Genomic DNA, 22,813 nt, shown 5'->3' on the forward strand with positions numbered 1-22,813 from the left:
ACGGTCTCTATGTGTCAGGGGGCTCGTCGTCCGACGCCAGGGCGCATCCTTGACCGGGGGCGCCGAAACGAATGAGGAGACTCGCCGTGGTCATGTCTGTCGATCAGCTTTCGGAGCCGGCCGTGCGCGCGTTCGTCGCCGCGGTCAACGCCAACGACCGCGCCGCGTTCCAGGACGCTCTGGCCCCTGCGGCCACCATGTCCGACGACGGGACCGAGAGGGATCTCGGCGAGTGGACGGAGCGGGAGATCTTCTCCTCGGCCGGCCACATGGACGTCGAGTCGGAGCCGGCGGGCGGCCGTTCCTTGCTGGTCCGCTACCGCAATGAGACCTGGGGCGAGATGCGCACCGCCTGGGACTTCATCATCGACGGCGGAAAGATCGCCCGCTTCGAAACGGGGCAGGCGTAGGCGGCCCGAGGCTATCGGAGGAAGACGAACCGTTCCGCGAGTTCGTCGGCGAGCCCTCGTGGCAAGTCGGCATAGGCCTCCAGCTCCTCGGCGAAGTCGAAGCCATGGTGCTCGACGCGGGCGTGGACCACCCGTTCGGCCAATTCCGGCGTGAAGCCCGGCAGCGCGGCAAGAACCGCGACCGGTGCGTGATTGACGTCCACGAGGCCGCCGTCGTCGTATCGCCGGTGGAGATCTGGTCGGCCGATCAGCAGCTCTCGTGCGAGGGCGGGATCACGTTCGAGGAGGCGCCGGGCTTCGGCCCGTCGCTGCCGACGTTCGAGAGCGTCGTCAATGGCAGGGTCCGAAGCTCGAGGCGTTGACCGATTGGTGCGGGGCGACCACGTGGGCCCCGGGACCGCGGCTCTCGGCCTCGTGCGGTAGCTGTGGGCCGGGTCAACAAGCCGTGGCCGAGTCACGAATGTGGCTGTGAGGCCGCCGCCTATCAACGTGACAATGAGCCAAGTGGCCGTAGTGCTCCCGGCCGAGCCTTCGGGGGAGTCAACGAGCGCAAGCCCGATGACCATCATGATCAGCGCTACGAAAGCGCTGAGGGCGAGACCGAGTGACCTCAGCCGGTGCGCCGCCCACGCGAGTGCGAACGGCGTTCCCAGCCCGAGCGTGAAGAGGGGTATGAGCGCCCATAGGACGCTCCCGGTGGGGCTCATCTTCCCGGCCGGGACACCGGAACCACGCATAGTTCGGTCCTCTCTCATTCGCAACCGATGCCGTCTCCGTCGCGGTCGAGGCGGTGGGGGTCGTCGGAGCCGACCATCACGGGGCCCTGGATGTCGGAGCAATCCAGGTCGGGGCCGGGCGGAGGGCCGGGGGGATAGGCGCCCTCGGGGGCGGCCGGCTCCGGGATGTCGGTGGGCGGCGGAGTATCGGCAGGCGGGGGAGTGTCGGGGGGTGTGGGGGTGTCTGTTTCCGGGGCGCAGGTGGACCAGAGGCCTGAGTCGTTCAGCTCGGCGGCGTCACCGGCCTGCGAGATGGTCGGCCAGTGCTTGTCATTGGGTTCGAAGAGAACCGCTTCGGCGTGCCCCGTACGCGCCAGGGATTCGTTTACGAACTCGCCTTGTTCGTTCCAGACGTACAGCAGGTAGCGGTCGTACCTGTCCTTGAGGTCCTTGTCCCGCTCGATGCGAACGGTCGAGCCCACGGGCAACAGCTGCTCTAGGCGTGCGGTTGCTTCGTCGCTGTAGCAGGTTCCTTCCTCAGGGGCGTCGATCGCCAGAAGGCGTACGCGCAGTGATGAGTCCCTGGGGAGGATTTGGCCGTCGCCGCTGACCTCGATTGTGTCGCCGTCAACTATTCGCTCGACCACGGTCGATCGGCCATCGGTGACGGGTGGTTCGGGAGGCTGACTCTCCGCTTCTTCCTCCCTTTCCTCTCTTTCGCCCTGAGGGGCGGGCTCGTTCGGAGGAGAGGTCTCTGGAGAAGGCTTGGGAGGTGGCTCACGAGGGGGCTTGGGGGAGGGCTCTTCGCGGGGTGGGGTGGCGTCCTCGCGTGGGGGCGGGGTGTCTTCGCGCGGCCTGGTCTCTTGCGAAGTAACGGCACCGCCGTCGTCGTTCCTCTGACCCGCGTCGTTTCCGCCGCCGCATGCGGCAAGGGCGGTGCCCGTGGTCAGCGTGAGTGCGAGGACGGCGGTGGTGAGCGGCCTGCGGTTCATGGCCCGCATCTTCTTTCGTGCGCGCAGGGCCTGTGACCGTCATTCTCCACCCTGACCAGCAGCAGCGGCAATGCCCCATTTCTGGGGATTGCCGCTGCTGCGGCTCGTCAGGGGCAATCGGTGGTAATCAGTGGCAGTATTTCGTGCCGTTGTTGCTCGTCGTCCAGGAGCACGAGTCCAGGTGGGTGCCGCTGGGCTTGATCAGGCGGGCCCTGTCGCTGGTGTTGTTCCAGACGTAGGAGTCGCGGCCCCAGTAGCGGTCGGCCGCCGTGTTCGTGCCCTTGCCCGTGTGGATGCGGACCGTCTTGTAGGCGCCGATCCGGTACGTGCCGAAGGTGTACGTGTGGTTCGCGTCGTCCTTCAGCTTGTAGCCGCTGAGCTGCATCGACGAGCCCGTGTTGTTGTGGATCTCGACCCACTCGGCGTTCAGCGAGGTGTTGCTGCGGTTGTCGCTGCCCGGGCTGTTGTACTGGATCTTCCCGAGGTGCAGTCCGCCCTGGTGACCGCCTGAGCGGGGGTGGCGACGACGAGGAGGGACGCCGCTGCGGCGGCGAGAGCGGCAACATGTATGCGCAAGGTGCACTCCGTGTGTGTGAGTTGTGAAGAGGAGTGTAGGGGCGCACCTTGCGCAAGGACCCGGTCCGGTCAGGGGTTCACGTGTTCGGGCCGCCAGACATCTCCTCCGGGATGCGCGCACCCGCGCCGCCGACCCTGATCCGCCCGTCGCCCGCGCGGAGTTCGACCGTCAGGACGCCGGCGCGGCCCATGTCGACGCCCTGGTGGAGGGTGAGCGTCGAATCCGCCGGGACCAGGCCGAGTTCGCGTGCGTACGCCCCGAAAGCCGCCGCCGCCGCGCCCGTTGCCGGGTCCTCGACGACACCGCCCACCGGGAACGGGTCGCGGACGTGGAACGTCGTCGCGTCCTCCCGCCACGCCAGCTGCACCGTCGTCAGGTCCAGGCGGCGCATCAGCGTGGCCAGCCGCTCGAAGTCGTACGACAGCCGCGCCAGCCGCTCGCGGGTCGCCGCCGCCAGAATCAGGTGGCGGGCACCGGCGTACGCGATGCGCGGCGGGAACGCCGGGTCCAGGTCGGCGGCCGGCCAGTCCAGTGCGGCCAGCGCCTCCGCCACATCACCCTCCGCCACGTCCTCGACGCGCGGCTCGACGCTGGTGAGGGTGGCGCGGTACGTACCGTCGGCGCTCTCGGTCACCTTCACCGGAACCGTGCCGGCCTGTGTCTCGAAGACCAGGTCGCCGGGGCGTCCCTGGTGCTCGGCGAGCGCGACAGCCGTCGCGACCGTGGCATGGCCGCAGAACGGGACCTCGGCCTTCGGGCTGAAGTAGCGGACGGTGAAGGCGCGTCCGGGCTCCAGCTCCTCCGTGAGGAACGCGGTCTCGCTGTACCCCAGCTCGGCCGCCACGGCCAGCATGCCCGCGTCGTCGAGTCCGGCCGCGTCCAGGACGACGCCCGCCGGATTGCCGCCCCGCGGGTCGGTGGAGAAGGCGGTGTAGCGAAGGACGTCGGCTTGAGTGAATGACTTCATATCGCGCCCAACGGCGGGAGCCGCCCAGGTGTTCCCGTGATCGCTCAGCCTCGCCCGACGTACGGCATCGTCGTCGCCAGCACCGTCGCGAACTGCACATTCGCATCGAGCGGGAGCTCCGCCATGTGTACAACCGTGCGCGCCACGTCCCGTACATCCATCACTGGCTCCGCCATCAGCTCGCCGCTCGCCTGAAGGATTCCGGCCTGCATGCGCTCCGTCATGTCCGTCGCCGCGTTGCCGATGTCGATCTGGCCACACGCGATCCGGTACGGCCGGCCGTCGAGTGAGAGGGACTTGGTCAGGCCCGTCATGGCGTGCTTGGTGGTCGTGTACGCGACGGAGTTCGGCCGGGGCGAGTGCGCCGAGATCGAGCCGTTGTTGATGATCCGGCCGCCCTGCGGGTCCTGACCCTTCATCTGCCGGAACGCCGCCTGCGCACACAGGAACGCGCCCGTGACGTTCACGTCGACGACCGCACGCCACTCCTCGTACCTGATGTCCTCCAGCGGCACACCGCGCGGCCCAAACGTACCCGCGTTGTTGAAGAGCAGGTCGAGGCGTCCGTAGCGCTCGCGTACGGCGGCGAAGAGGGCGTTCACGTCGTCCGGAATCGACACGTCCGCCTGTACGCACAAGGTCTCGCCGCCCGCTTCCTGCGCGGTCTCTTCGAGGGTCGCGGTACGCCGTCCAGCCAGCGCCACCGACCAGCCCGCCCCGGCGAGGGCGATGGCGACGGCCCGGCCGATGCCCGAGCCCGCTCCGGTCACGACGGCGATCTTCGTCTGAGGGTTCATGGCCCAGCAGCGTACGTGACACGTACATGAAAGCGCGGCGACGCCCCGTGCCACTGCAATACCTCTGACAACAGCCGTCAGGGGAGGGGCAGATGACAATCACACCGGGCGCATCCGTCACATCGGGTCACGGCCACGAAATGCGGGCCGCCGCACGGCACATCCACCGCCGCAGGTTCCTCACCGTCACCGGAGCGGCCGCCGCGCTCGCCTTCGCGACGAACCTCCCGGGGACCGCCCAGGCCGCGGAGTTCGACGCCAAGAAGATCACCGACGACCCCTTCACCCTCGGCGTCGCGTCCGGGGACCCCCTCCCCGGGTCCGTACTCCTGTGGACGAGACTCGCGCCGAAGCCGTACGAACCGGACAGCGGCCTGCCGCAGGCCCGCGTCCAGGTGCGCTGGGAACTCGCGTACGACGCCCGCTTCAGCCGCACCGTCCGGCGCGGCCACGTCACCGCGCACCCCGAGTTCGACCACAGCGTGCGGGTGGAGGCCGGCGGGCTCGCACCCGACCGGGTCTACTACTACCGCTTCCGCGCCGGTGACTGGATCAGCCCCGTGGGCCGCACCCGCACGGCCCCCGCCCGCGACGCGCGGATCAGCGAGCTGCGGCTCGCTGCCGTCTCCTGCCAGGCGTACCACGACGGCTACTTCACCCCGTACAAGCACCTCGCCGAGGAAGACCTCGATGTCGTCTTCCACCTCGGCGACTATGTGTACGAGTACGCGGTGAATGGCGTCGGCGGCGCCCGCGCCCACACCGACCGCCGGCTGCCCGCGCACTTCAACCGCGAGACGGTCACGCTGGAGGACTACCGGCTGCGGTACGCCCTCTACAAGTCCGACCCGGACCTGATGGCCGCGCACGCCGCGCACCCCTTCGTCGTCACCTGGGACGACCACGAGACCGAGAACAACTACGCGGGCGCAGCCCCCGAGAACGACGTACCGCCCGAGCAGTTCCTGCTGCGCAGGGCGGCGGCGTACCGCGCCTACTGGGAGAACCAGCCGCTGCGCGCCCCGCAGCGGCCCGACGGCGCCGACATGCGGCTCTACCGGCGGCTGCACTTCGGGCGGCTCGCGCAGTTCGACATCCTCGACACCCGCCAGTACCGGTCCAACCAGGCGTACGGCGACGGCTGGCAGCTCCCCGGACCCGAGTCCGAGGACCCGTCGCGCACCATGACCGGCGCGGAGCAGGAGCGGTGGCTCATCGACGGCTGGCGCGAGTCGCGGGCGCTGTGGAACGTCGTACCGCAGCAGGTGACCTTCGCCCGGCGGCGCAGCGTGGGCGATCCGAAGGTCAGCATGGACGCGTGGGACGGCTATCCGGCCTCCCGCAGGCGTGTGCTCGACGGCGCGGAGGCGGCGGGCGTCGACAACCTCATGGTGCTCACGGGCGATGTCCACGTCTCGTACGCCTTCGACCTGAAGAAGGACTTCGAGGACCCGGACTCGCGCACCGTCGGCACGGAGTTCGTCACCACCTCCATATCCAGCGGCAAGGACGGCGCGGAGCGGCCCGCCAACTACGACCGGCTGATGCAGGGCAACGCGCACCTGCGGTTCTACAACGGCAGGCGCGGCTACACGACGGTCACGCTCGGCGAGGACGTGGCGCGCGCGGACTTCCGGACGGTGTCCGCGGTGACGACGCCCGGCGCGCCGGTCACGACCGCCGCGTCGCTGGTGACGGAGGCGGGGAACCCGGGCCTGAAGCCTGCTTAGCTCCCGTCCTCTCCTTCTCGTCCCCCGGGTAGCGGACGCCGATGCGGTCACGCACGGCGTCGAGCGTCCGCATGACGGCGAGGCTGCCGGCCAGCGGCACGAGCGGCGACTCCTTCTCGCCCGCGCGCAGGCAGCGCATGACCTCGGCGGCTTCGTACTGGAGGCTGTGACGGCTGTCCATCCCGGCGGTGAACTCCTCCGCGTCCTGAGTCCCGTTCCGGTGCAGCACAAACCGGTCGGGGTAGAAGAAGCCGCGCCCGAGTTCGATCCGGCCCTTCGTCCCCGTCACGGCCGCCGTGATGGGGGTGTCGGCGGTGATGGAACAGCTCAGCAGCGCCGTCGCACCCGAATCCCACCCGAGCAGCATGCCGGTGTTCAGGTCGACGCCCTCCGGCGACAGGAGTGCGTCCGCCTGTACGCGGTCGGGCTCGCCCAGCAGCAGATGCGCGAACGACACCGGGTACACGCCGAGGTCAAGGAGTGCTCCGCCGCCGAGCGCGGGGTCCCGCAGCCGGTGCTCGGCGTCGAACGGCCCGGAGAGCCCGAAGTCGGCGTGTACGGTCCGTACTTCACCGATCGCGCCGTCCCGCACCAGCTCCACCAACCGCCGGACGACGGGGTTGCAGTACATCCACATCGCCTCCATCAGGAAGCGGTCCTGGCGCCGGGCCACGGCGACCAGCTCCTCGGCCTCGCGCGAGTTGAGCGTGAACGCCTTCTCGCACAGCACCGCCCGTCCCGCCTCCAGGCACAGGCCGGCGGCCTGCCGGTGCGCGGAGTGCGGGCCGGCGACGTACACGACGTCGATGTCCTCGTCCGCGGCGAGCTCCGCCCAGCTTCCGTACGCCCGCGGTATTCCGAACCGGTCGGCGAATGCCTTCGCCTTCTCCGCCGTACGGGAGGCGACCGCGACCACCTCCGCGCCGTCGGTCTCGCGCATCGCCATCAGGTCCGTGGTGAACGACGACGCGATACCGCCTGTCGCCAGCACGCCCCACCGTACGGTTTCCTTGCTCATCCCAGCCCCCGGAAAAAAGGTCTCGACCACTCTGGACGAGCTGAGAGCATAGGTGCAGATTCAACGACATGGAGATGCGAATGCCGGAGACAGGCCAGTCCACGCAAGGTCACATATCCGGCACGGGGGCGGAAAGAGCGACCGCGAGCCCCGCAATCCGACGCACAAGCCTCCTGGTCACGCTGGTGCTCGGCGGGCTCACCGCGCTGCCACCGCTCTCCATGGACATGTACCTCCCGGCTCTCCCCGACGTCACGCAATCCCTGCGCTCGCCGGCCGCGACGGTGCAGCTCACACTGACCGCGTGCCTGGCCGGCATGGCGCTGGGGCAACTGGTGGTCGGCCCGATGAGCGACAGGTTCGGCCGCCGGAAGCCGCTTCTCCTCGGCATGATGGTGTACGTCGTAGCCACCGCGATCTGCGCCTTCGCGCCCTCCATCGAGCTCCTGATCGCCTTCCGCCTGCTCCAGGGGCTCGCGGGGGCGGCGGGCATCGTGATCGCCCGGGCGGTCGTCCGCGACCTCTACGACGGCGTGGAGATGGCCCGTTTCTTCTCCACGCTCATGCTGATCTCCGGCGTCGCGCCGGTCATCGCGCCCGTCATAGGCGGCCAGGTGCTCCGCCTCACGGACTGGCGCGGCATCTTCGTAGTCCTCACCGGCGTAGGCGTCCTCCTCACCCTCGTGGTGTGGAAGTGGCTGCACGAGACGCTGCCGGCGGACCGGCGGCACGAGGGAGGCGTAGGCGAAGCCCTCCGTACGATGCGCGGCCTGCTCGCGGACCGCGTCTTCACCGGCTACGTACTGGCAGGCGGCCTCGCTTTCGCGGCCCTCTTCGCGTACATAGCCGCATCCCCCTTCGTCGTCCAGGAGATCTACGGCGCGTCGCCCCAGACCTTCAGCCTGCTCTTCGGCATCAACTCGGTCGGCCTGATCGCCGTCGGTCAGATCAACGGCAAGCTGCTGGTGGGCCGGGTCAGCATGGACAAGGTGCTGGCCACGGGCCTGACCGTCATCGCGCTCGCGTCCCTGGCGCTGCTCCTGATGACCACGGGCGTATTCGGCAAGGTCGGCCTGGTTCCCGTCGCGGCCGGCCTCTTCGTCCTGATGTCGTCGATGGGCCTGGCCCTCCCCAACACCAACGCCCTGGCCCTGATGCGCACCCCGCACGCGGCGGGCTCGGCGTCCGCGCTGCTCGGTACGTCGTCATTCCTGATCGGCGCGATCGCGTCGCCCCTGGTCGGCATCGCGGGCGAGGCGACGGCGGTCCCGATGGCAGTGGTCCAACTGACGTGCGCCCTGGCATCACTGACGTGCTTCGCGGCCCTGTGCCGCCCGTGGCGGCGCTCACCCGCCTCGGTGTGACGGGCGTGTTGGGGCGTCAGCGCGCGTACCGGGCCACTGTGTACGCAGTCGGCCCGGGAAGCCCGGTCCCCCCGGACTCGTCGACCATGTCCACGACCTCAAATCCTGCGGCTGACGCGTAACGCTCCAGTTCCTGCGGGAACAAGACGCGCCGCCGGATCGAGTCCTGGGCATCGACCCCGGAGGCGATCGGAGTGGTGTGGAGTCAGACCTTCATTCGCCAGGATTCGCCACCCCTCGCAACGCGCTGACCAGGACGTTCATTTTTGATCTACGTCGGCCTGCACCGCGCCACCCCTTAGCGCCACGGTTAACCACGGGCTTTCGCCAAGTTCTTGATCTTGGTCTTCGGCTCGGACCTTGAAGCACCCGTTGATTTGCGCTTTCCTCGTCTTGGAGCCGAGAGGTTCCAGGACCACGCATAAGGCCTGGCCCCGGGATGCACCCCGAAGCCAGGCCCATATGCGGGGCTATGGGCGGGTCCGGCCGAGTAGATTGCGGCCGGGCTCGCTCGCCACCCAACCAGCCGTCCGGACTACCTTTGCCCCCTCACACAAAGTGCTCGACGCACCCTGCGATGGCAGTGACCGCCGAGAGAATCAATGCCGCTAGTTGAGCCCAGTCCGGTACCTGGTTTCGCCTGCGGCAGCGCCCCCGTGCTGTCGATCGCTCCATCTCGCCTGATCTCCCATCTCTCAATGTTCCCAACGGGGTTGGGACCCGCCCAGGAGCAGGCGGGCGTGCGGGGGAGAGAGGCATCAAACTCTCTGCAAGGTATACCGCGCCCGTAATGGCGCGATGGGTAGTTCGGGGTGGCGTTTGCTGGCGAACCTGCGCACGCCAACGATGATCGCCACAGTGTCGGCGGGAGCCGAGCCTGTGCAGCAACGGCACGGCGCCTGCACGCAGAGGCGCTTCGCCAGTGAGTGGGCTGGGCCTAGCTACTGGCTCGTGGGACTGAGACCTGCGCTCTTGATGAAGTAGGGAAAGTTCTGCCGCGCTCAGGTTGGCGGTCCTCAAGACCGGGTTCTCACGCAGCAGCAAAGGCCAGCGACCAGGGGTATGGATGTACGTGGTCGCGCTGCCTGGGAGATGATCTCCGGCGTGACGAACGAAGCGGAGGCCGATGCCTGGAGTGCGCGGTTGGGCTGGGCGTTTGGTCTCATATCGGACGATCCTGCTGAGCGGGCAGTGGCGCTTGCGCATCAGGACAAGGCCACGAGGAACACCCGGGATGCTCTCGATCGCTCCAACGAGTTGTGGCAGCTGACGTTGCCGCTGGGGACGGAGGAGCAGTACCGGGAGTCGGCCTTCAAGCGGGCGCGCGAGGTGTACTACGAAGTCGGTAGGCATTCCCTCCCAGGAGGGTTGTGTGAAGACCTCGACGGGGTGGCCATCACGGCCTGGCCGGGTCTGCCCTACGCGCTTCTCTTTCTGGAGTGGGAAGCGCGGTACCCGCAGGAATGGACAGAGCACGCCAAGGAATGGGGCACGAAGCAGCGACTCATCCGCATCATGGCTGCCTCCGACCACGACGAAACGCTCAGGACCAAGCTCACCGACCTGGTTGAGATCGTCGTCCAGCGGGCCTACCGCTGTAAGGACCGCGAGTACGTTCGCGTTGCGCGGGCCGTCGACAGCGATGATCTGCGCCGCAGGCTCGGTACGGCCGCCCAATCGGACCATCCATGGGCACGGCTCCACGCCGACTACGTTCTCTGGCTTCTCGATCGCCCCGACGTACCGAACACACGCCACGTGTGGCGAACATGGCTTGCGGGAGAGATGCGGGCCCCGGCGACTGGGGGCTGAGTTCGCGGCGGCTCGTCCGACGGCGCGGACTGTTGCTCGGAGCGCTCGCCGTGTCAGTTTCGGCGTGCGTAGGCGATCAGGTGGGGGCGGTCCTTGCGGTCGGTCCAGGGGAATAGGGCCGTGCCCGCTACCTCCACCGCTGGGATGTGCACGTTCGTTGGGAGGGCTGTGGGGCGGGATGTTGTGAGGTCGGCCTCTACTGGGGTGTTTGTGGTCGTCGTGCCGTAGGCCATGCCTGTGTCCGTGACCATCGTCAGGGACAGTGGCTTCGTGCCGTCCGCTTCCTCGAAGCAGTGGCCGGTGGCCGTCTCCAGGTCGAAGCCCAGGCTGCCCGCCACCATGTACCGGCCCTCCGGCGCCACCGCCGCCTGGGGGCGCGTCCCCGGCTCTATGGCCGGCTTTCGGCACTCCGCCTTCGCCAGTACCTTCCCCGTCGCCGTGTCGTGGACCGCCCACACGTCGTAGTCTGCGGCGCCCTTGCCGGCCCGCTTTTTCTGCCATCTGGCGAGAACCCGGCCGTCGGTCACCGACGTCGGTACGCCCGAGGCCGAATCCGTTCCGGCGGGCGCGGTCTTTCGGCTGTGCCAGCCGCCCCGGACCCAGAACTCGCGGCGGCCGCTCACCAGCAGCCCCTTCTCCGTCACCGCCCGTACCTGGGTCTGCACCCGGCAGTCCCCGCAGCCCTTCGGGTAGCGGAGGTCCGAAGCAGCGATGTGCGTGACCAGGCCCGTCGCCGGGTCCACGACCGCGCTCTCCGCGCCGCCGTCGCTGACGAGGATGCCGGGGCCGGCGCCGTTCACCGTCGGGACGTCCTCCCAAGGCAGCTCGACCCGCTGCTGGGCGCCGCTTTCGACGTCGTACACGTCCAGCGCCACGATCATGTCGGCCGAGGTCAGCGCGTCCTCGCCGACCTTTCCGTACGACCAGGTGACGAAGTACTCCCGGCCGTCCCTGGCCACGGTCAGCAGCCGGGGGAAGTACGTGGGGTCGGACAGGGGCTGCCAGGCGTCACCCTTCCACCGCGTCTTGCCGCTCGCCGCGTCCACCGTCCGCAGCCGGAAGCGGGTGGCGGACACCCGCTCCAGGTAGCCGACCCGGCCCGCGCTCGGGGCGACCGCGTAGTCCGGTGAGACGTTGGTGATCTGCCAGCCCTGTTCGCTGGTGTACGCGGAAGGAACGGCCAGCCGGGTCGCAGGCCCGACGGCCGCGCTCTTCTTCGCGGGTTTCGCAGGCTCCGGCTTCGTCCGCTTCTCGCCCTCGTTGCCGCCGCCGCACGTGGCCAGCAGGAGGAGCAGTGCCAGGACGATCACTCCGGTCACCAGAGCCACCCGTACGACCCGCTGTCCCATGGTCCCCCCGATGGTCACGTCAACGGGCGTCAGCGTAGCAACTGCCTGGTGTGGCAGATCAGTTCGGCCGCAAGGCCCTCCGGCCCTCGTACGGGCGCCCCCGGCGTACTCCAGAAGTGCCTAAAATTCGACAGTGAACTCCACCCTCCCCACCGCAGAAGCCCTGCGCAGCGCACTCGCCGGACTTCTCGACGGGCTGCCGCCCAAGCAGGCCGCACAGGCCGTCGAGCGGCTGATCGCGAACTACCGGGGGGTCACCCCCACCGGCGCCCCCGTGCTCCGCGACCGCTCCGACGTCGCCGCGTACGCCGCGTACCGGATGCCCGCCACCTTCGAGGCGGTACGTTCCGCACTCGCCGCACTGCGCGACGCGGCCCCCGAGTGGATCCCGGCTACCCACACGGACATCGGCGGGGGGACGGGTGCGGCGACCTGGGCCGTGGCGGAGGCGTGGCAGGAGAAGGCGGCCAGTACCGTCATCGACTGGGCGGAACCCGCCCTCGCGCTCGGCCGGGAACTCGCCGAAGCCTCCGGGTCGCCCGCGCTGCGCGCCGCGACGTGGCAGCGCTCTCGTATCGGATCGGCGCTCCGGATTGAGAGCACTGATCTCGTTACGATTTCGTACGTTCTGAAGGAGCTCACCGCTGCCGACCGCGCCAGCCTGGTCGCGGAAGCCGCCCGCGCCGCCCAGGCCGTCGTGATCGTCGAACCCGGCACCCCCGACGGCTACCTCCGCGTCATCGAGGCCAGGCAGCAGCTCATCGACGCCGGCATGAGCGTCGCCGCCCCCTGCCCGCACAGCGGCGCCTGCCCCATCGAGCCCGGCACCGACTGGTGCCACTTCTCGGCGCGGGTCAGCCGTTCCTCCCTCCACCGCCAGGTCAAGGGCGGCTCGCTGCCGTACGAGGACGAGAAGTTCAGCTACGTCGCCGCCGTCCGCGACGACGTGGAAGCCGATCCGGCCGCCAACCGCGTGATCCGCAGGCCGCAGATCCGCAAGGGCATGGTCCTGCTGGAACTGTGCACAAAGCCGGAAGAGCTCACCCGCGAAACGGTCACGAAGAAGCGCCACGGCGACCTCTACCGGGCGGCCCGCGACATCGACTGGGGCGACGCGTGGCCGCCGCCCCCGTCAGACGCGCACCAGCCCTAGGGCGAGCAATCGCCACCCCGTCTAAGGCCCCTGCGTGCTATCCGTTCCCGAGCGGTGGTGAGGGAAGCCCGAAGTGGCAGCAAGGCCGCGCGGCGCCGAGCTCAGCTTCCGGGCTCCCCGCCCGGCTCCCCGCGCAGTTCCTGCGTACAGCACTTCACGCTGCCGCCGCCCTTGAGCAGCTCCCCGAGGTCCATCCCGACCGGCTCGTACCCGCGTGCCCGCAGCGGCGCGAACAGCCCCAGCGCGGTCTGCGGCAGCAGCACGTGCCGCCCGTCGCTCACCGCGTTCAGCCCGAGCGCCGCCGCGTCCGCCTCCTCCGCGATGATCGCGTCCGGGAAGAGCCGGGCCAGGACGGCCCGGCTGCCGGGGGAGAAGGCGTCGGGGTAGTACATGACCTCGTCCGTACGGTCGTCCAGGACGGCCAGCGCGGTGTCCAGGTGGTAGTAGCGCGGGTCGACGAGGTCCAGGCCGATGACCGGGCGGCCGAAGAACTCCTGCGCCTCGTCGTGCGCGAGCGGGCTGGAGCGGAAGCCGCGCCCGGCGAGGATCCACGACGAGGTGACGGCGAAGTCGCCCTCGCCCTCGTTGATGTGCGCGGGCTCGCCGATCTCCGTGAAGCCGTGGGCGCGGAACCACTCCAGGTGCGCCTCGGCCTCCCGCGCCCGCTCCGCGTACGCGAACCGGGCGCCGAGCACCCGCCCGTCGATGACGGTGGCGCCGTTGGCGGCGTACACCATGTCGGGCAGTCCCGGCCTGGGCGTGAGGAGTTCGACGGTGTGGCCGAGGCTCCGGTAGCGGTCGCGCAGGTCCTCCCACTGAGTGAGGGCGAGCGGCAGGTCGACCGGCTTTCCGGGGTCCATCCACGGATTGATGGAGTACGTGACCCTGAAGTGCTCCGGGGGACACATCAGGTAGCGGCGGGGTGAGGCGTCACGAGGCAATGAGGGCTCCTCACGAGCGGCATGGGGCACAGAGTGTGCCGTGAGGAAGCCATGGTCGCGCCGAACGGGCCTGTCGCGCTGTGAACCGATCGGGTGGTTCCCGACTGGTCAGCCGGCGTCAGCCCTCCGTCCATGCAGCGAGACGAGGCGTCTCGTCGCGCTGGTAGATTGGCGCCATGGCCGAGACTGGAACCACCGGAACCACCGGAACCACCGGAACACCCAAATCCCCCAGAACCCCCGACACCACGCGCCGCAGCGAGCGCTCCCGCCGCGCCATCTACGAAGCGGCCCTCTCCCTCGTCGGCGAGGTGGGCTACCCCAAGACGACGATCGAGGGCATCGCCGCCCGCGCCGGCGTGGGCAAGCAGACCATCTACCGCTGGTGGCCGTCGAAGGCCGCCGTCCTGCTCGAAGCCTTCATCGACCTCGGCGAACAGGCGGCGGAGGCAGCGGGAGCCACCGGCAGCGAGTACGAGATCCCGGACACCGGCGACCTGGCGGCCGACCTCAGGACCGTCCTGCGCGCCACCGTCGACGAACTCGTCGACCCGAAGTACGAAGCCCCCTCCCGCGCCCTCGCCGCCGCAGGCGTCGTCGACCCGAAGGTGGGTGCGGAGTTCGTCGACAAGCTGCTGGAACCGCAGCTTCAGCTGTACGTGAAGCGGCTGCGTGCCGCGCAGGAAGCCGGCGACGTACGAGCCGGAATCGACCCGCGCATCGCCCTCGAACTCCTCGTCGCCCCGCTCGCCCACCGCTGGCTGCTGCGCACCCTCCCCCTCACGCACGAGTACGCGGACGCCGTCGTCGACTACGCGCTGGGCGGCCTCACGCCGCGCTGAGGTGCCTGAGGTGAGTTCGCTCACGGAGTTCACCGTACGTTCACCTCGACGCCACTTATCGGGGCAAAGGCGCCAATCACACCACCTCTGTGGTATCGGCCCACGTACCCCGGATGGGGACTGAGGCCACCCGAGGCGCAGGATGGTGGCAGCATGGACAGCACAACGCTGAGGTGAGGGGTTGAATGGGCGCCGATTTCGGCCGCTATCGCGGCACAGAGAGCAGGCAGACAGTGGAAAGCAGACTTCCCCAGTGGCTGCGCCGCCGCCCGAAGGCCACCGACGCCGACGACCTGGCCGAGGGCCGCGAGGCTCTTCTCCTGGCCGCCGCCGCCGCGGGACTGCCGCTCGCCCCCGCCGCGTATCCCGCGGGATACCGATGTTCGTGCGAACGGGTCGGCTGTCCCACCCCCGCCAGGCACCCCGTCTCGTTCGCCTGGCAGACCCAGTCGACCACCGACGCGGCGCAGATCAAACGCTGGGCCGAGGGCCAGCCGCAGGCCAACTTCATCACCGCCACCGGCATGGTCCACGACGTACTCGACGTACCGCTCGAAGCGGGCCGCAGCGCCCTTGAGCGGCTGCTCGAAGCCGGAGTCGACGTCGGCCCGGTCGCCGAGTTCGGCGCCAGCAACGGCGACGACGCGCGCCTGCTGTTCTTCACCGCCACCCGCGGCACCCCGGACGACGAGGACGAGTGGTGGCCGTGCGAGCTGGACTGCCACCCCGAGACCATGGACGAGCATCCGGGACTGCGCTGGCACTGCCGGGGCAGCTACGTCCTCGTACCGCCCGCGAAACTCCCCGGCGAGCACGAGGTCAGCTGGGTCCGCGGCCTCGAACATCCGCTGCCCGACCCGCTGACCCTCCTGGAGACGCTGACCGACGCCTGCGCGCGGTACGTCGGCGAGGACGACCCGGACGACCATCACGCGGTGGCCTGGCCCCTGGGCCGCTGAGCCGGTCGAAGCAAAGGAAGCCGGACCGGCTCACTTACGACCCCTTGGCGGCCGTAAGCCCCTGAATCCGGGCGAGCACCGTCACCTGCTTGCCCTTCACCGGCACCTGCACGACCTGGCTGGAGACCCGCTCCTTGGTGAGCCTGGTCTTCGCGGTGCCGGTCATCAGCGCCCGTACGTCGGCGTTGAGGTCCAGCCGGACCCCCTGCGCCACGGTCTGCTGCTCGAACTGGCGGGTGGCGAAGAACACCGTCGCCCCGCCGTCCGCCGTGACCAGTCCCAGTGGCGCGAACGCCCCCGTGTCCAGCCGCTGATCGAGGTACTGGACCGTGCGACCGAGCTGCCGCGCCGACTTCTGACGCGTCTGGCGTACGGCGGAAGTGTGCGGCCCCGGCGCGAAGTTCTCGGGCTCGCCGTTCTGCATGTACGACGCGTACTGCTCGCTCAGATCCTTCGGCGGCACCGCGAGGTCGGGCGCGTCCGGCCTGACCGGCTCGGCCCAGCCGTCCTTGTCCTTCTTGAAGTCCGGGACCTCGTTGGGTGTCAGCACCGCCAGGTGCGAGACCTCCCACAGCTGGTCGGCGCTTCCGCGTACGAACACCAGCAGCCAGCGCGTGTCGAGCCGGCCGCTGTCCTTGTCACGGTTGCTGTCGGTGTCCGCGACGAACCACCGGGGCCAGCCCTGCTTCTTGGGGATGGCGTACTTCGCGTCCGTCAGCTCCAGCGGCACGTGACGCGGATTGCCCCCCGGGCTCTGCGCCTGGCGCGCCTTGAGCCCGGCCTGGTTGATCGCGCCGAGCGCGCCGGTGACCCGGCCCGCGTCGAGGGCCGGATCGTACGCCTTGTCCGCCTTGTTGTACGCCGCTGTGAAGTCCTCCAGGGCCTGTGCGGCCTCGGACTTCGTCGCCGACCGTACGACTTCCAGCTCGCCGTGCACGGTCACGCAGCCGCTCGCCGTCATCGAGATCGCCGTCGCTGTCGCGAGACTCGTTCCCAGCCGCCTCAGCGTGCTCCGCCTGCCCAGCCTGCTCATGCGCTGCCTTCTGTGTCTTCGTCCCCACCGACTTCCGGAACCCTACCGGGGACAGGAAAAGCGCGAGCGCGGGGATCAGGTACAGCAGCCACACCGTGACCTGAGCCAGTGCTTCAATTCCGGGATGAACGAACTCGACGTACTCCGCGTCTTCTGCGGCCCCGACGGCCGCCACGGCAACGCCCTCGGCGTCGTACGCGACGGACGCGCGTACCCCGACGAGGCGTCGCGGCAGGCACTCGCCGCCGAACTCGGCTTCAGCGAGACCGTGTTCGTCGACGACCCCGAGCGCGGCATCGTCGACATCTACACGCCCGGCCTGCGCCTGCCCTTCGCCGGGCACCCCCTCGTCGGCACCGCCTGGCTGCTCGACCTGGAAATCGTCAACCCGCCCGCGGGCGAGGTGTGGGCCCGCCACGACGGCGAGTTCACCTGGATCACGGCGCGCGCCGAGTGGGCCCCGCCGCGCCGCCTCCAGCAGTACGCGTCGGCCGCCGAGGTCGACGCGCTGCCCGCGCCGCCGCCGGGTGAGGGCTGGCTGTACGCCTGGGCCTGGGAGGACGAGGCCGCGGGCCGGGTCCGCGCCCGCGCGTTCCCGCGCCGCGACGACGGCATTACGGAGGACGAGGCGACCGGCGCCGCCGCGCTGCTGCTCACCGCCGAACTGGGCCGCGCCCTCAACATCACGCAGGGCCGAGGCTCACAGATCCTGACGGCGCCGGGACCGGACGACGACACGATCGAGATCGGCGGCCGCGTCCGCTTCGCCCCGCACGCGCCCCAGCGCTAGGCGCTGAGCGGGTACTCGCCGCCCAGCTCGCGGAAGACCGCCCCGTTGAAGTCGAAGGCGCGCTTGCACTCGTCGATGATCCGCTGCTTCTCCAGGTCGTCCGCGTTCACCCGGTCCAGCAGCTCCCGGTAACCCCGCTTGAAAGCAGCTGGGTTCGAGATGGCCTCGAAGACGTAGAAGCGCACACCGTCGCCCTTGCGCGCGAAGCCCCACGTCTTCTCCGCCTTGTCGCGGATGATCTGGCCGCCCGACAGGTCACCGAGATAGCGCGTGTAGTGGTGCGCCACGTACCCGGCCGGCCAGTCGCGCGCGCATTCGGCGACGCGATCGGCGTACGCCGCGGTGGCGGGCAGCGGGCGTACGCCGTCGCGCCAGCCCTCACCCCGCAGGTGCGCCAGGTCGCGCTCCAGTTCGGCGGTGCGCATCAGCTCGGGCTGGATGAACGGGCCGGCGACCGGGTCGTCCGCGAGGGAATCGGCCGCTTCCTCCAGCGCCCGGTACACGAACCACAGCTGCTCCGTGTAGCGCGCGTACGCGTCCACCGACAGCTTCCCGCCGAGCAGGTCGCTCATGAAGGTGGAGGTCTCCGCCTCGGTGTGCTGCTCGTGCGAGGCGACACGGATCAGTGTCGAGAACGGCGTATCGGCGGCTGTGGCGGTTGCGTCCAAGGCGGGCCTCCGGGGACCGAGGGGACGGGAAAGGAAAGGGCCTGCGATGACGGCACACACGCAGCCGCCACCGCCGATCCTCCTGCTTAGGTATGCCTAAGTCAATCAGTTCCCGACGACCTGTCGGTAAAAACCCTACGCCCCCGATCCATTCACGGCAGCGTGAGGATTTCCGCCCCGGTCTCCGTCACGACCAGCGTGTGCTCGAACTGCGCGGTCCGCCTGCGGTCCTTGGTCACGACCGTCCAGCCGTCGTCCCACATGTCGTACTCGTGCGTACCGAGCGTGAGCATCGGCTCGATGGTGAAGGTCATGCCCGGCTGCATCACCGTCGTCGCGTGCGGGCTGTCGTAGTGCGGAATGATCAGCCCGGAGTGGAACGACGAGTTGATGCCGTGCCCGGTGAAGTCCCGCACCACTCCATAACCGAAGCGCTTGGCGTACGACTCGATGACCCGCCCGATGACGTTGATCTGGCGCCCCGGCTTGACCGCCTTGATGGCGCGGGCGAGCGACTCGCGGGTGCGCTCGACGAGCAGCCGCGACTCCTCGTCGACGTCACCGCACAAGTACGTCGCGTTGTTGTCGCCGTGCACACCGTTGATGTACGCCGTGACGTCGAGGTTCACGATGTCGCCGTCCCGCAGGACCGTGGAGTCCGGGATGCCGTGACAGATGACCTCGTTGACGGAACTGCACAGCGACTTCGGATAACCGCGGTATCCGAGCGTCGACGGGTACGCGCCGTGATCGACCATGAAGTCGTGAGCGACCCGGTCGAGCTCGTCCGTGGTCACACCGGGCGAGATGTGCTTGGCGGCCTCCTCCATCGCCTGCGCGGCGATGCGGCCCGCGATGCGCATCCGCTCGATGGTGTCGGAATCCTGGATTTCCGGGCCGGTGTACGGCGTGGGCGCCGGCTTCCCGACGTACTCGGGACGCCGGATATTGCCGGGAACGGAACGGGCGGGAGAGAGCTCCCCTGGTACGAGCAGCGACTGGCCAGACATGCAAGCGAGTGTATCCAGCCGGGATCGGGCAGCATGGCGGCAGAGGAAGGAGCCGACGATGGCCCTGTTCAAGAAGCGCACAGTCGGAAAGCCGGGCGAATGGTTCTACTGCCTGGAGCACAAGAAGGTCGAGGAGGGCCCCGAGTGCCCGGCGAAGGACCGTTTCGGTCCCTACCCGACGCGTCAGGAGGCGCAGCGCGCGATGGAGACCGCGGCCGAGCGCAACCTTCAGTGGGAGACGGACCCGAAGTGGCACGACAAGAACGGCGCGCGGTCCGGGGAGGAAGACGCCTGAGCAGGCCTACCTGGCCCGGCGACGCTGGGCGTCCGCGTCCGTATCGGCGTCGTACGTCATGAGCTTGGGCAGGGCCGCGGCGAGCAGGCCGACGGAGGCGAGGCAGGCCAGGCCGCCGCTCCAGATGGCGGGCCGGGTCCCGGACCAGCCCGCCATGGCGCCGGCCCGCACCTGACCGAGCTGCGGGCCGACGCTGTACGACAGCACCTCGATGCCCGCGAGACGGCCGCGCAGCTCCTCCGGGACGGTCTGGTTCCAGATGGTCAACCGCCCGAGGCCGCTGAGCATGTCGCCCGCACCACCCCCTACCACCGCCCCGGCGGCGGCGCTGTCAGCTGGTCGGCCAGGCGGGACAGTCGGTCACGGAAGCGGCGGGGGCCGCGCGGTGCTAGCAGGCTGTTCTCCCCCGCCGCCGCACTCACCAGGTGCTGGACGGTGTCCAGATCCACGTCCCCACCCGCCGGCACGGACAGCGCCTCGTGCGCCAGCCCCCGGATCTCCCGGTCCCCGCCGTCCAGCGAGAGCACGGTCGCCCCGGCCCGCCGCGCGTCATGCACCCGCTCCAGGAGCCCCGCTCCCGGCCGCTCCGGCGCCACCACGAGCAGCGTCTCGCCCCGCCCGGCCGCCTCGATCCTGCCGAGCCCCACCGACAGGTGCGCCGGCTCCCCGGGCCTAACCCGGTGGCGTACGAGCGTGGGATTCAGTTCCGCGAGCCCGGACCAGGCCGCCTCGTCGACGAGATGCGCGGCCAGGTGCCACGGCTCGTACACCTCGGTCCCCACCAGCAGCAGCCCACCGCCCTGCGGCACGACGGAGGACCGCAGCGCCCCGGCGAACCGCCGCGTGGCCGGCAACCACTCGGTCCCGTCGAGGACTTCACGCAGCAGCGCGACACGTACGGCATCCATGCGGCGGCATCCTGCCGTACGCCCGCACCGGCGGCAGGCGAATGCTCCCGCCTCACCCGTACGAGCGTGCTACCTGCAAGTAGGGTCGGCGCATGACTTCCACTGACAACAGCACCGGCAGCACCGGCAGCGCACCGAAGCCGGCCGCCAAGGACCCCTGGGACCTCCCCGACGTATCGGGCCTGGTCGTCGGCGTGCTCGGCGGGACCGGCGACCAGGGGCGCGGGCTCGCGTACCGCCTGGCACGGGCCGGCCAGAAGGTGATCATCGGCTCGCGCGCCGCCGACCGTGCGCGCAGCGCCGCCGACGAGCTGGGCCTCGGCGTCGAGGGCGCGGACAACGCGCAGTGCGCGCGGCGCAGCGACATCGTGATCGTCGCCGTGCCGTGGGACGGCCACGCCAAGACGCTCGAAGCGTTGCGCGAGGAGCTCAGCGGCAAGCTCGTCGTCGACTGCGTCAACCCGCTCGGCTTCGACAAGAAGGGCGCGTACGCCCTGAAGCCGCAGGAGGGCAGCGCCGCCGAACAGGCCGCCGCCCTGCTGCCGGACTCGCGGGTGACCGCCGCTTTCCACCACCTGTCGGCGGTTCTCCTCCAGGACCCGGCGATCGACGAAATCGACACCGACGTGATGGTGCTCGGCGAGGTTCGCGCCGACACCGACATCGTGCAGGCTCTGGCGGCCCGCATCCCCGGCATGCGCGGCGTCTTCGCGGGCCGGCTGCGCAATGCCCACCAGGTGGAGTCCCTGGTCGCCAACCTGATCTCGGTGAACCGCCGCTACAAGGCGCACGCGGGCCTGCGCGTGACCGACGTATAAGCGCTGCCGGGGCATGGGGGACACTGGACGGGAAGCATCGCATTCCGCCCCCGGACAGGAGCCGACCCCCATGCCCCGCCTCGCTCTGTACGCCCTCGTCGTCTGCGTCCTCGCCGTGGCCGCCGCGGTGGTGTCCTTCGTCCAGGGCAATTGGCTCGGGGTCGTCTGGATCCTGCTGGCGGGCGTCGCCTCCAACATGGCCTGGTACTACCTGCGCAAGGCGAAGGCCGACCGCGCGACCCGGCCCGTCACGGGCTGACCGTCGACGCGATCTCCGGTTCGCCCTCCCAGAACTGGTAGAACTCCCGGCCCGTCCTCCAGTCGTCGACCCCCAGGCCGCGCAGCACGGCGTCGACCGCGTCGAAGAAAACCCCGCCGACCTGGGGAATCCACAGCACGGCGAAGATCAGCAGCAGCCCGAACGGCGCGAGCGGCTCGACCTGGCGGCGGATCTTGTACGAGAGCCAGGGCTCGATCACGCCGTAACCGTCGAGCCCCGGTACCGGCAGGAGGTTCAGGATCGCGGCCGTCACCTGGAGCAGGGCGAGGAACCCGAGCGCGTAACGGAACACGTCCGGGACGCCGGCCAGCGCGTCCAGCCAGAACGGCGCGGTGCACACGATCGCGAACAGCACATTCGTCAGCGGCCCCGCCGCCGAAATGAGGCTGTGTTTCCAACGGCCCTGGATGCGGCCACGCTCGATGAAGACCGCGCCGCCCGGCAGCCCGATGCCACCCATGATCACAAAAAGCACCGGCAGCACGATGCTGAGCAGCGCATGCGTGTATTTGAGCGGATTGAGCGTCAAATACCCCTTCGCACTGACCGAAATGTCCCCGCTGTGCAGTGCGGTGCGGGCGTGCGCGTACTCATGCAGACACAGCGAGACGATCCACGCGGACGTGACGAAGAGGAAGACGGCGAATCCGGTACTCGCCGAGAACTCCGTCCACACCGCCCAGCCGGAGACCGCCATGACGGCGACGATTCCCAGGAAGACGGGACTGATCCGCCGGTCGCGGCGGGTGAGGGCGGTGGTCATGGGTCGGGGCTCCAGGGATGGAGGACGGCAGGACTACGAAAACGTCTCGCGCGGCAACGGTAGTTCCGGCAAAGCTGGATTCATGGCGCTCTGGAGAATCAAGTACGACGACTGGCAGATGGAATGCTGCGGCGAACCGTTCTCCGTCGGCGACGAAGTGCGGTGGCGGCTGGCCCTGCGGGGGCCGGACGAGGGGGCTGTGCCCGAGACCTGGGCGGACAGCTACAGCGAGCTGGAGCCGGTGGCCGCCGACGGCAGGCTGCTGAGCGGCCCCGGCCTCACCGCCCTGTACGCGGGCGAGCCGGTCGCCCACCCCCTCGGACTCCTCGCCGTGGAGACCCACGGACCGGGACCGGGCGACGTCCCGGAGACCGTCGGTACGGTCTGCTCCATCCAGGTCGTCACCGAGGGGTACGCCGAGACGCGCCCCGGGTCGCGTACCTACGAACCGGTGGCGGGGGAGCGGTGGCTGCGGGCGGTCGCCACCTGCCCCAAATGGTTCAGCAACGAGACGCGGCCGGACCGCCGGGGTCGCGGCTACCGGCGCGACGAGACCGGGGTCCTGGTCGAGTTGGAGACGCCCGGCGGCCCGGCGTCGCCCGCGCGTCCCGGAGAATAGAG

The 22,813-nt window shown here is 69.8% G+C and carries 25 protein-coding genes and 2 pseudogenes; 13 read left to right on the forward strand and 14 right to left on the reverse strand.

Annotated features, from left to right (window positions below; genetic code table 11):
• Window positions 1–86: 86 nt before the first annotated feature.
• Window positions 87–410, forward strand: a complete 324-nt coding sequence (locus tag ABZX79_RS15700; RefSeq protein WP_355256704.1) for a nuclear transport factor 2 family protein — start codon at window positions 87–89, stop codon at window positions 408–410.
• An 11-nt stretch (window positions 411–421) separates the two neighbouring features.
• Here ABZX79_RS15700 and ABZX79_RS15705 read toward each other — a convergent pair whose 3' ends face one another.
• Complete coding sequence (locus ABZX79_RS15705; protein ID WP_355257101.1) at window positions 422–574, reverse strand: hypothetical protein; 153 nt, start codon at window positions 572–574, stop codon at window positions 422–424.
• On the opposite strand from ABZX79_RS15705, the gene ABZX79_RS15710 reads away from it, so the two are divergent.
• Complete coding sequence (locus tag ABZX79_RS15710) at window positions 515–772, forward strand: hypothetical protein (protein ID WP_355257127.1); 258 nt, start codon at window positions 515–517, stop codon at window positions 770–772. The two genes, ABZX79_RS15705 and ABZX79_RS15710, sit on opposite strands and share 60 nt — an antisense overlap.
• Window positions 773–1,161: 389 nt before the next feature.
• On the opposite strand, the gene ABZX79_RS15715 is transcribed toward ABZX79_RS15710, so the two are convergent.
• From ABZX79_RS15715 to ABZX79_RS15730, 4 genes and pseudogenes are all read right to left on the reverse strand, one after another.
• Window positions 1,162–2,127: a thermonuclease family protein gene (locus tag ABZX79_RS15715; protein ID WP_355256707.1), complete on the reverse strand. Its 966-nt coding sequence runs from the start codon at window positions 2,125–2,127 to the stop codon at window positions 1,162–1,164.
• Window positions 2,128–2,245: 118 nt separating this feature from the next.
• Window positions 2,246–2,694 (reverse strand): annotated as a pseudogene (locus ABZX79_RS15720) (lamin tail domain-containing protein).
• A gap of 77 nt (window positions 2,695–2,771) precedes the next feature.
• Entirely contained in the window at window positions 2,772–3,662 is an 891-nt protein-coding gene (locus ABZX79_RS15725; protein ID WP_355256710.1) for a PhzF family phenazine biosynthesis isomerase, read from the reverse strand.
• A gap of 44 nt (window positions 3,663–3,706) precedes the next feature.
• The gene (locus ABZX79_RS15730) at window positions 3,707–4,459 is read right to left on the reverse strand and encodes an SDR family oxidoreductase (RefSeq protein ID WP_355256713.1); all 753 of its coding nucleotides are present in this window, start codon (window positions 4,457–4,459) and stop codon (window positions 3,707–3,709) included.
• A gap of 140 nt (window positions 4,460–4,599) precedes the next feature.
• Between ABZX79_RS15730 and ABZX79_RS15735 the strand changes: the two genes are divergently transcribed.
• Entirely contained in the window at window positions 4,600–6,189 is a 1,590-nt protein-coding gene (locus tag ABZX79_RS15735) for an alkaline phosphatase D family protein (protein ID WP_355257104.1), read from the forward strand.
• Here ABZX79_RS15735 and ABZX79_RS15740 read toward each other — a convergent pair.
• Window positions 6,131–7,207, reverse strand: a complete 1,077-nt coding sequence (locus ABZX79_RS15740; protein ID WP_355256716.1) for a Gfo/Idh/MocA family oxidoreductase — start codon at window positions 7,205–7,207, stop codon at window positions 6,131–6,133. The two genes, ABZX79_RS15735 and ABZX79_RS15740, sit on opposite strands and share 59 nt — an antisense overlap.
• Before the next feature lie 80 nt (window positions 7,208–7,287).
• Here ABZX79_RS15740 and ABZX79_RS15745 point away from each other — a divergent pair, with 80 nt between their 5' ends.
• Window positions 7,288–8,571: a Bcr/CflA family multidrug efflux MFS transporter gene (locus ABZX79_RS15745; protein ID WP_355256719.1), complete on the forward strand. Its 1,284-nt coding sequence runs from the start codon at window positions 7,288–7,290 to the stop codon at window positions 8,569–8,571.
• A 1,104-nt stretch (window positions 8,572–9,675) separates the two neighbouring features.
• Entirely contained in the window at window positions 9,676–10,383 is a 708-nt protein-coding gene (locus tag ABZX79_RS15750) for a hypothetical protein (protein ID WP_355256722.1), read from the forward strand.
• Window positions 10,384–10,436: 53 nt separating this feature from the next.
• Here ABZX79_RS15750 and ABZX79_RS15755 read toward each other — a convergent pair whose 3' ends face one another.
• A complete protein-coding gene (locus ABZX79_RS15755) occupies window positions 10,437–11,750 on the reverse strand; it encodes a hypothetical protein (RefSeq protein WP_355256725.1) in 1,314 nt (437 codons plus the stop codon).
• 115 nt (window positions 11,751–11,865) lie between these two features.
• On the opposite strand from ABZX79_RS15755, the gene ABZX79_RS15760 reads away from it, so the two are divergent.
• The gene (locus ABZX79_RS15760; RefSeq protein ID WP_355256727.1) at window positions 11,866–12,885 is read left to right on the forward strand and encodes a small ribosomal subunit Rsm22 family protein; all 1,020 of its coding nucleotides are present in this window, start codon (window positions 11,866–11,868) and stop codon (window positions 12,883–12,885) included.
• A gap of 101 nt (window positions 12,886–12,986) precedes the next feature.
• Here ABZX79_RS15760 and ddaH read toward each other — a convergent pair whose 3' ends face one another.
• Window positions 12,987–13,856 carry a dimethylargininase gene (gene ddaH, locus ABZX79_RS15765; protein WP_355256730.1) on the reverse strand — a complete coding sequence of 290 codons (870 nt, stop codon included), beginning with the start codon at window positions 13,854–13,856 and terminating at the stop codon, window positions 12,987–12,989.
• A gap of 146 nt (window positions 13,857–14,002) precedes the next feature.
• Here ddaH and ABZX79_RS15770 point away from each other — a divergent pair, with 146 nt between their 5' ends.
• Entirely contained in the window at window positions 14,003–14,668 is a 666-nt protein-coding gene (locus tag ABZX79_RS15770) for a TetR/AcrR family transcriptional regulator (protein WP_355256733.1), read from the forward strand.
• 185 nt (window positions 14,669–14,853) lie between these two features.
• Window positions 14,854–15,627 (forward strand): bifunctional DNA primase/polymerase, encoded by a 774-nt coding sequence (locus ABZX79_RS15775; protein WP_355256736.1) that lies wholly within the window; start codon window positions 14,854–14,856, stop codon window positions 15,625–15,627.
• Between the two features lie 34 nt (window positions 15,628–15,661).
• On the opposite strand, the gene ABZX79_RS15780 is transcribed toward ABZX79_RS15775, so the two are convergent.
• Complete coding sequence (locus ABZX79_RS15780; RefSeq protein ID WP_355256738.1) at window positions 15,662–16,660, reverse strand: hypothetical protein; 999 nt, start codon at window positions 16,658–16,660, stop codon at window positions 15,662–15,664.
• Between the two features lie 124 nt (window positions 16,661–16,784).
• On the opposite strand from ABZX79_RS15780, the gene ABZX79_RS15785 reads away from it, so the two are divergent.
• Window positions 16,785–17,450: a PhzF family phenazine biosynthesis protein gene (locus ABZX79_RS15785; protein ID WP_355256741.1), complete on the forward strand. Its 666-nt coding sequence runs from the start codon at window positions 16,785–16,787 to the stop codon at window positions 17,448–17,450.
• Here ABZX79_RS15785 and ABZX79_RS15790 read toward each other — a convergent pair.
• Both ABZX79_RS15790 and map read right to left on the reverse strand, forming a co-directional pair.
• A complete protein-coding gene (locus tag ABZX79_RS15790; RefSeq protein WP_355256743.1) occupies window positions 17,447–18,118 on the reverse strand; it encodes a biliverdin-producing heme oxygenase in 672 nt (223 codons plus the stop codon). The two genes, ABZX79_RS15785 and ABZX79_RS15790, sit on opposite strands and share 4 nt — an antisense overlap.
• A gap of 152 nt (window positions 18,119–18,270) precedes the next feature.
• A complete protein-coding gene (gene map / locus ABZX79_RS15795) occupies window positions 18,271–19,128 on the reverse strand; it encodes a type I methionyl aminopeptidase (RefSeq protein ID WP_355256746.1) in 858 nt (285 codons plus the stop codon).
• A 58-nt stretch (window positions 19,129–19,186) separates the two neighbouring features.
• On the opposite strand from map, the gene ABZX79_RS15800 reads away from it, so the two are divergent.
• On the forward strand, window positions 19,187–19,423 hold the full coding sequence (locus ABZX79_RS15800; protein ID WP_215137129.1) for a hypothetical protein: 237 nt from the start codon (window positions 19,187–19,189) through the stop codon (window positions 19,421–19,423).
• 6 nt (window positions 19,424–19,429) lie between these two features.
• Here ABZX79_RS15800 and ABZX79_RS15805 read toward each other — a convergent pair.
• Window positions 19,430–19,723: pseudogene (locus tag ABZX79_RS15805) on the reverse strand (MFS transporter); the annotation flags it as partial.
• Window positions 19,724–19,728: 5 nt separating this feature from the next.
• Window positions 19,729–20,331, reverse strand: coding sequence for a hypothetical protein (locus ABZX79_RS15810; RefSeq protein ID WP_355256749.1), 603 nt, complete (start codon window positions 20,329–20,331; stop codon window positions 19,729–19,731).
• 92 nt (window positions 20,332–20,423) lie between these two features.
• Here ABZX79_RS15810 and npdG point away from each other — a divergent pair, with 92 nt between their 5' ends.
• Both npdG and ABZX79_RS15820 read left to right on the forward strand, forming a co-directional pair.
• On the forward strand, window positions 20,424–21,149 hold the full coding sequence (gene npdG / locus ABZX79_RS15815; protein ID WP_355256752.1) for an NADPH-dependent F420 reductase: 726 nt from the start codon (window positions 20,424–20,426) through the stop codon (window positions 21,147–21,149).
• Between the two features lie 13 nt (window positions 21,150–21,162).
• Window positions 21,163–21,408 (forward strand): hypothetical protein, encoded by a 246-nt coding sequence (locus tag ABZX79_RS15820; RefSeq protein ID WP_355256755.1) that lies wholly within the window; start codon window positions 21,163–21,165, stop codon window positions 21,406–21,408.
• On the opposite strand, the gene ABZX79_RS15825 is transcribed toward ABZX79_RS15820, so the two are convergent.
• Window positions 21,398–22,192, reverse strand: coding sequence for a site-2 protease family protein (locus tag ABZX79_RS15825; RefSeq protein WP_355256758.1), 795 nt, complete (start codon window positions 22,190–22,192; stop codon window positions 21,398–21,400). The genes ABZX79_RS15820 and ABZX79_RS15825 overlap by 11 nt on opposite strands.
• Before the next feature lie 82 nt (window positions 22,193–22,274).
• Here ABZX79_RS15825 and ABZX79_RS15830 point away from each other — a divergent pair, with 82 nt between their 5' ends.
• Window positions 22,275–22,811 (forward strand): DUF6578 domain-containing protein, encoded by a 537-nt coding sequence (locus ABZX79_RS15830; protein ID WP_355256761.1) that lies wholly within the window; start codon window positions 22,275–22,277, stop codon window positions 22,809–22,811.
• The last annotated feature ends 2 nt before the right edge of the window (window positions 22,812–22,813 follow it).

Origin of the sequence: Streptomyces sp. NPDC002994 (assembly GCF_040611155.1) — a bacterium.
In the GTDB taxonomy this organism is placed as follows: Bacteria; Actinomycetota; Actinomycetes; order Streptomycetales; family Streptomycetaceae; genus Streptomyces.